Genomic DNA, 7,112 nt, shown 5'->3' with positions numbered 1-7,112 from the left:
AATCCCCGGAATCCGCACGCTGGAGGCGCGAGGCGTGCGGTGCGAAGCACCGCACGGGGAGCCTCGAAGGATGCAGGGCCCCGATTCAGCCGCGCTGTCGCCCTTCGAGGCTTGCTCAGCGGCGCAGTGGCGCCGCAGAGCGCGCGCCTTCAGCGACAATGGCTTCGCCATTGCGCGGGGGTGACGGTAATGGATTGGTGCTTGTTGCAAATCTACGTCCAATTCAGCCTTCGCGTTCTCGCGGCGCGTTTCGCCCGAGCTTTGCTTGGTCGCTTCACCCTCTGAAAGCCAAGGGCGCAGGGAAGACCGGGTGCCGGCGGGCACCCGCGGTCCGCTGCGCGAAAAGCACACGCAGAAAAACCGCACAGCAGCATACAGGTGTCGCCGAACACTCGGCCTTCCCTGCGCAGTGGCTTGACGGCTTATGCCGTGCTCTCCCGGGAGCCGAGTTCCTTCTGGCCTCCCTCGCCCCCGCGAATTGACGACGCAGTCCGCTCGGTTGGGCTCGCTAACGCCTCCGCGAAAAGCTTGACCGTAGCAACGACGGCCAGGACCACACGTCTATATTTTGGCATCCGGTGAAACCGGCTGAAACCAACAAAACCCTTTAAAACAAGCCCTTTTCGACTAGCCTGTTTCGGGGCGCTTCGGCGGGCTTCGCCAAATCTAGGGCCCGGCCCTAAGACTTTCAGCGTCCGCACGACAAACTGAAAGTCCCAAAGCCGAGCCCTTTGGTCTCAAGCCTTAGGAGCCGAAACCGAAATGGATACTACCATCACCGCTGACCCCGCTGGCAAGCGCGCCCGCAACGGCAGCATCATCCTGACCAATCGCCTTTGCGAAAAGCGGGTGCCCAAACGGGTCAAATTCTACGACCGCAAATGCCCCGGCCTTTATGTCAGCATCACTACGGCGGGCGTGGCGACCTTCTCGTTTAAGTTCACCGATCCGGAGACCGGCAAGCAGCGCACCGGCTGGCTCGGCGTATATAACCCCGAGACCTTCGCCGTCGATGACGCCCGGAGCAAGGTCTATGGCCTGAGGGGCACAGGTGCTGCGGCGATCGCTGAAACCTTCCGCGACCGGAAAGAGCGGCAGGCGAAGCGGGGCAAGACCGTCAATGAGATCATCGAGGAGCGGATCGAGTGGATGCAGACGCCGGTTCGCAAGGCGGACGGCGAGATGCGGCCCCGGCTGGAAAGCTGGGAGAACACCGCGAGCCATTTGCGCCGCTTCATCGGCTCGAAGCTGGGCCGGAAGATCGCAGCCGACGTCACCCGAGGCGACATTCAGGCTTTGTCGGACGACATCGTGGCGGGTCGGCACGGCGGCAAGCCGTCGGTCAGCAATGCGCGTCACATGCGCAAGGCGGCGTCGGGCATGTTCCGATGGGCATTGCGGCGCGAGTACATCGCCGCCAACCCTTGCAGTGATCTGGAGCCGCTCGACCCGGAGCATCCGCGCACCCGCGTGCTGACCGAGGACGAGATCAGGATTTTCTGGCACGGCCTCGACCGAGACGACCTGATGGCGTCATGGGACCGCAGGACCCGGCTGGCACTCAAGTTCGAACTGGCCACCATGCTGCGCTCGGCCGAGCTACTCGGCGCGCACCGCAAACTGATCGACCTCGACGGCGAGCAGCCGCGCCTCGACGTGCCACTGAAGCGGGTCAAGAAGCGGCGCGATATCCAACAGCCGCTGTCGAGCCTCGCGGTGGAGATCACCAAGGAGGCCTTGAAGGGCAACAACAAGGATTTCGTATTTGCCAGCCCGCTCGACAACAAGCCGATGCACCGCAAAGCGATGGCTGACGCGCTGCGTGGTGACAAGCGAAAAGGCAAGGTGAGGACGCCCGGCATCTGCCAGTTGCTCGGGTTGAAGCCGTTCACGCCACACGATCTGCGGCGGACAGCGGCAAGCTGGGCACGTCGGATCGGTCAGCCGATGACGAAGATTGCGCTTTGCTTGGATCATCGCGTGACGACGGAGGACGGGATCAAGCTACCACCCGTCACCGGCAAGCACTATGTCCACGCCGAGGATCGCGACGTGAAAGAGAAGCGGGAAGTCTTGCAGGCGTGGGCCGCCGAACTGCGGCGGATCATCGCCGAGCCTGCACCAACCAAGCAACCGGAAACCGGCCTGCGGCTCGTCGCCTGACAGCCGCACCCTGATCGCCTGATCGTCGGCCCGATCCCGCCTCGCCGGGGTCGGGCTAATTTTGTGGGCCGATCGCTGTCGCTGTGGAAATGGAGTGGTTAGGCGTGCTGCACGCAATCCGTGCGCGGTCGCGTCGAGGGACGCGGTGATGATGCCATGACCATCTCGATCACTTCCTCGACGCATTTGCGAAGCTGCTTTCAGCGGGGCGTCGATGGCGGCGGTGGGAATTTATTTGCCGAGGGGCTCGGCTGGAATGGCGTGATCGGCAATGGTCGCTTGCCCTGCAGTAACTCCAATGCGAATTGTCGCATAGCATTCTGTTCGGCTTCGATGTTGACCCAGCCCTGCGGTGCGTAAGAGTATTTCGCAAGCTCACGCTTATCGAGCGCGAAGCCCAAATGCTTCCCAATCTCAAACATCATCTCGTTGAACGCATCGTCGCGCTCGTCAACGAAATGGCGAATAGCCTCGGTTGTTGATCCCGGCGGCAATGCCGGGCCTCCTAGGTTGTCGATGTATTTCTTGTAAGCGGTGATTACCCTGTCATCGTCGTGAAATTCGGTCTGGATCACATTGAGCGCTGTGACATGATCGGGCGAAAGCGTCACCCGCCGCGTCCTCATGAGCGCGTGGAACGTATCGTATTTCCTGCGGCGCTTCTCCCGCTTTTCCTCAAAGCGAAGCGTAATCTGAACGGCCACGATCGGGCCGACGACAATTGCAATGGCTGTGATGATAAGGATTGCGACGTTGAGCCAGTCCTTGAATTGCATGCACCAGAAGCCCTCGGGGCAATTCATGACGGGATATCCTTGACCTTTTCAAATTTCGCATTCACAGGCCCGAGTGGCGTCTCGATTGTTATGACGCGGCCATCAGCAAAATCGGCTGGAAGTTTGAGTTCCACCGAGACCCTGGTCGGAGCAACGCCCGCTGGCGCTCCGGTGATAAGCGGGGCTCCGGCAGGAAGCACATATTCGACTACGCCTTCTAGACTGCCATCGCGATTGGCCTGATAGGAGCCGTCATATTGCATCGTTGCGACGTCGACACCGACAAGCATTCCGTCGCCGATATAGAAAAGGCCAATGCTCTGACCTGCGACGCCGGTGAAGTAGGCGACGTAAAGCGCCTTCGCCATTGTTTAGTTCTCCCATCCCCCGCCGGGCCCGCTGCCCTTGGGTTCCCCTAGCACACTAATTGTGTGACTGTAGGCACTCCCGCCCTAGATGCACCGATATTTTCGGATTAAATGGTATCTGGACCGCGACCAGGGCACGAAGTCCAAGCCGATCCCCGGGCCGCATCAGGTTTATGGCTTCCTGACGACCACGCCGAACGCCGTGGTCGAGCCGATCCACCCGAAGGCAATGCCGGTGATCCTGACACGCGAGGAAGCGCGAGGTCTGGATGCGCGCGTCTTGGGACGAGGCGAAGGCATTGCAGCGGCCGTTGCCGGAGGAATTGCTGCAAATCGTAGCGCGCGGAGCCGCCAGCACTGCTAGTTGAGGCTCAAGTCCATCCCGATCACCCGCCTGATCTACACCCTGAAAATGGTCAGGATCAACCCTGTGGCGAACATGCCTACAATTGCGAACGGAATGAGGTCTTCAACTACTGGGACAGTTGCCCATCGATTGAGGCGGCCGTGCTTCGGCAGCATGTACCAGAGAAAGGCTGCCGCCGCGACAATTAGGATGGGACCTACAACAGGTATCATCGGATATTTCCTCCATTGCTCCTATTGAAGCAATCGGTACTGCAAGACGTAGATCGCAGCGCCTGCGAAATACCCTAGGAGTGCGAGCCCGCTAATCTTCCGCATGTACCAGATGAACTGAATTTTCTCGAGACCCATTGCCGCAACTCCTGCGGCCGAGCCGATGACCAGTATAGACCCACCCGTGCCCGCACAGTAGGCGATGAACTCCCAAAGAAAGCTATCTGGCGGAAACTGTGCGATCCCATACATTCCCATCGTTGCCGCAACCAAGGGAACGTTGTCGACGATGGCGCTGATCAGCCCGAGCGCAATGACGATGACGTCGGTGCGACCGATCGTCTGATCCAGCCACGCGGCAAGCGCGGCAAGCACCTTGGTGTGCTCCAGCGTAGCCACCGCCAGCAAGATGCCGAGGAAGAAGACAATTGAGCTAAGGTCGATCTGAGTGAGCGCGTGCGCGACCGTCAATTGCCGTCGCTTTTGCGGCTGCTTCTCGCGATGGATGATTTCTCCAACAATCCATAGTGTTCCCAGACCAAACAGAATGCCCATGAAAGGTGGCAGGTGGGTAATAGCCTTAAAGGCTGGCACCATGATGAGAATGGCAACCCCCAGAGTGAACATCACATTCCGTTCGAAAGCGGGCGTAACAGGATCGTTGCTCTCAATTTCTGGCATCGCGAAAGTTCGCCCCCGTAGCTGATAATTCACCACAAGCAGCGGGACAAGCATGTTCGCTACGGAAGCCAGAAATAATGCTTTGACGATTTCGAGAGGGGTTATCTGGCCGCCGATCCAGAGCATGGTGGTGGTCACGTCTCCAATGGGCGACCATGCGCCACCGGCATTTGCGGCAATCACAATCATTGATGCAAACAGCAGTCTGTCATTTTCTTTGTCCAGCATCTTCCGGATAAGGGAAACCATGACGATGGTGGTGGTCAGATTGTCGAGCACCGCACTCAAGAAGAACGTCACAACGCAGACCAGCCACATCAGCATGGTCAGTTTCTTCGTCCTGATCTGCGAGGTGATAATCTCGAAGCCGTCGTGGGCATCGATGACCTCGACAATGGTCATGGCACCCATCAAAAAGAAAATGATGCCTGCCGTCGAACCTATGGTCTCTCTTAGTTGATGGACGATGGCTTCGTGGTCAGTTGCGCCCACGGCATAGATTGTCCAAAGCAGACCGGCCCCAAAAAGGGCGGAAGCTGACTTCTCTATCCTGATCGGGTGCTCAAGGGCGATGCATGCATAGACCACAACGAAAATGACGGTTAGTGCGAGCAGCAAGACAACCCTCCGAAGTCCGAATTCCGCGTAGATCATGCACGAACCCGGCTGCGCTAAGAAGCCTCATGTGCTGAAAGGCCGCGCACCGGGTACTATCGGCTCAGGAGGACAAAATGCCTCACCCAAACGGGAATGGGCCAACGCTATGGGGCTCGCGCGCGAACGGCCCCGTGGGGTGGATTGTCAGCGTCGTATCCGTGCTGATGCTAATCGTCGCCTTGTACTTGTATGCAGTGAGGGAAAGGGCGAGTGCACCGAGCAAGTCACCGAATGCGACGAGCCGATTGAGCAATTCATCCCCGACCCGCCCTTCAGCGCCCAGCAAGTAAATCTGCCGGTCCAGCCTTCTCGGACGTCCAAAGCCGTTCGCCGCATTGGCATTCGAACATGTGGAACTTACGACCGCTGCGGCCGTCGAGAACGGACTGCAAAAACTTGGGCAGCGCACTGCACTTCGGGCAAGGCGGCGGCACTGGCGGTGCGACTGGGACTTCCATGGCGTAAAATCAGCCTGATTTGTGCGGTGCCCTCAAGCTGCTTTTGGCTATCCAGGGCTTAGACGATGGATTTAGGCGCACGATCCCTCCGCTAGACCGGACGGCACTATTTGGTCAGCAGGCCTGAAATGAGAGCCGCAGCGCCAAGGCCAGCAAAAATCAAAACGATCGGCGGATAAAGCACCAGCGCCGCTTCAAAGCGTAAGAACTTTGGGTGCTCGCCAGCTCTGTTCGGACGACCGATATAAACAAGGATCGCTGCGATTGCCAGCATCGCAACTCCAGTCAACACATTCATGTCCGCTTCCTCCTCTTTTGGGGAAGCAGACAAGCCTCATCCCGGAAGAGCAAGATAGTCAATCGTCGCATGTATGGGCTAACCGGAGACTGGGGCACTTTGGTTCTATTGCATCCATCGCTTTGCTGCGATTTTGCATTGATGATACCGATTGAGGTCCGGGGTTCGTTGCGTGAACGGCAGTTCGATTTATGAGTGTGCATGAAATAGCGGATGCGGAGTGTGCATCGAGCGATCATTCCAGCCGCGCGCCAGCGCTGTGCCCTCCCGTCGCCTACCAAGCCCCGACAGCCATTAAAGCGACAATGGTCAGGCACGAGACGCAAGCGATCGTCGCAGTATACAATTCCGGCGTGTTCATTGTTGCCTCCCGAGCTGTCGCCGCTTGGTTAGTCACTGCGGCGTCGAGGAGAGCCCTCTGTCTTGTGGCCGCTTCAATTCGGCGGCTCGTGACTGATCTCGTGCTGTTTGTCCATCCTATCAACCCAACTCTGATCGGCAGCGTCGGCATCGCAATCCGCTTGTGGGATTTCAGGACTTTGACCCGCGATCAGAAGCTGTTTCCGCATTTCAGCGAGACGGGCACGGCAGTATTCTCGATAAAGCAGGTCGAATATGGCGGGCATCGTTGCCCCCGTCGTTTGAATATGACTGTAGAAGTTCCACCACGAATTTTCGGATGATATTAGCCGGTTGATCACTTGCCCGATGTGAGCCCATTCACAGCGTTGCGTTTGAGCGTCGGAATTGCGCGATTGGGTGACTTGGTTGTCCGCGCAAAAAGATCAGGGCCAATTACCTAAAATCTAATATAGCAGCCTTCTGTTTCAACAAGACTTCGTCAAACAACTCAAGATCGCTGCTGCGCGAATAAAAATCCACTCCAGCGCGAAATCACTTACCGCTGGATGCAAGCACCGTTGGCTGCAACGCCGCCTGTTAGCCACCGGACCGAAGCAAGAATGGATCGACCGAGGCAGCTAGTCGGTCTGCCACTTGCGTGTTCGGCGTGGACTGCTTTTCGGAAGGCAGCGAGCCGATAGAATTGACTGCCAGCCAGGTACCAGCGGCAAGAACAGCTATCACAATCGCGGAGAGATATTCGATCCTCATGGCGATGATCCTCCATCGC

6 protein-coding genes and 1 pseudogene are annotated in these 7,112 nt (G+C 58.2%); 3 read left to right on the top strand and 4 right to left on the bottom strand.

Features of this window, described 5'->3' with window-relative positions; genetic code table 11:
* The first annotated feature begins 918 nt into the window (after positions 1–918).
* On the top strand, positions 919–2,163 hold the full coding sequence (locus FXV83_RS15225; protein WP_235939597.1) for a tyrosine-type recombinase/integrase: 1,245 nt from the start codon (positions 919–921) through the stop codon (positions 2,161–2,163).
* A gap of 200 nt (positions 2,164–2,363) precedes the next feature.
* Here FXV83_RS15225 and FXV83_RS15220 read toward each other — a convergent pair whose 3' ends face one another.
* A complete protein-coding gene (locus FXV83_RS15220) occupies positions 2,364–2,966 on the bottom strand; it encodes a DUF6680 family protein (protein WP_187435919.1) in 603 nt (200 codons plus the stop codon).
* Positions 2,963–3,307 (bottom strand): hypothetical protein, encoded by a 345-nt coding sequence (locus tag FXV83_RS15215; protein ID WP_148740222.1) that lies wholly within the window; start codon positions 3,305–3,307, stop codon positions 2,963–2,965. Before FXV83_RS15215 ends, FXV83_RS15220 begins: the two co-directional genes overlap by 4 nt.
* Positions 3,308–3,434: 127 nt before the next feature.
* On the opposite strand from FXV83_RS15215, the pseudogene FXV83_RS42690 reads away from it, so the two are divergent.
* Positions 3,435–3,675: pseudogene (locus FXV83_RS42690) on the top strand (SOS response-associated peptidase); the annotation flags it as partial.
* 232 nt (positions 3,676–3,907) lie between these two features.
* Here the strand turns inward: FXV83_RS42690 and nhaD are convergent.
* Together nhaD and FXV83_RS15205 are read right to left on the bottom strand one after the other, a co-directional pair.
* The gene (gene nhaD, locus FXV83_RS15210) at positions 3,908–5,185 is read right to left on the bottom strand and encodes a sodium:proton antiporter NhaD (RefSeq protein ID WP_187435918.1); all 1,278 of its coding nucleotides are present in this window, start codon (positions 5,183–5,185) and stop codon (positions 3,908–3,910) included.
* Between the two features lie 603 nt (positions 5,186–5,788).
* Positions 5,789–5,980, bottom strand: a complete 192-nt coding sequence (locus FXV83_RS15205) for a hypothetical protein (RefSeq protein WP_148740220.1) — start codon at positions 5,978–5,980, stop codon at positions 5,789–5,791.
* Positions 5,981–6,171: 191 nt separating this feature from the next.
* Here FXV83_RS15205 and FXV83_RS42685 point away from each other — a divergent pair, with 191 nt between their 5' ends.
* A complete protein-coding gene (locus tag FXV83_RS42685; protein WP_187435917.1) occupies positions 6,172–6,663 on the top strand; it encodes a hypothetical protein in 492 nt (163 codons plus the stop codon).
* Positions 6,664–7,112 lie beyond the last annotated feature (449 nt).

Origin of the sequence: Bradyrhizobium hipponense (assembly GCF_008123965.1) — a bacterium.
GTDB lineage: Bacteria > Pseudomonadota > Alphaproteobacteria > Rhizobiales > Xanthobacteraceae > Bradyrhizobium > Bradyrhizobium hipponense.
This window is presented reverse-complemented; position numbering and strand designations above follow the sequence as displayed.

What these genes read in the sequence shown, in the direction of transcription:
- FXV83_RS42685 (WP_187435917.1), top strand. Translation starts at nt 6,172, where the DNA reads ATGAGTGTGCATGAAATAGCGGATGCGGAGTGTGCATCGAGCGATCAT.
- FXV83_RS15220 (WP_187435919.1), bottom strand. Translation starts at nt 2,966, where the DNA reads ATGAATTGCCCCGAGGGCTTCTGGTGCATGCAATTCAAGGACTGGCTC.
- FXV83_RS15205 (WP_148740220.1), bottom strand. Translation starts at nt 5,980, where the DNA reads ATGAATGTGTTGACTGGAGTTGCGATGCTGGCAATCGCAGCGATCCTT.
- FXV83_RS15215 (WP_148740222.1), bottom strand. Translation starts at nt 3,307, where the DNA reads ATGGCGAAGGCGCTTTACGTCGCCTACTTCACCGGCGTCGCAGGTCAG.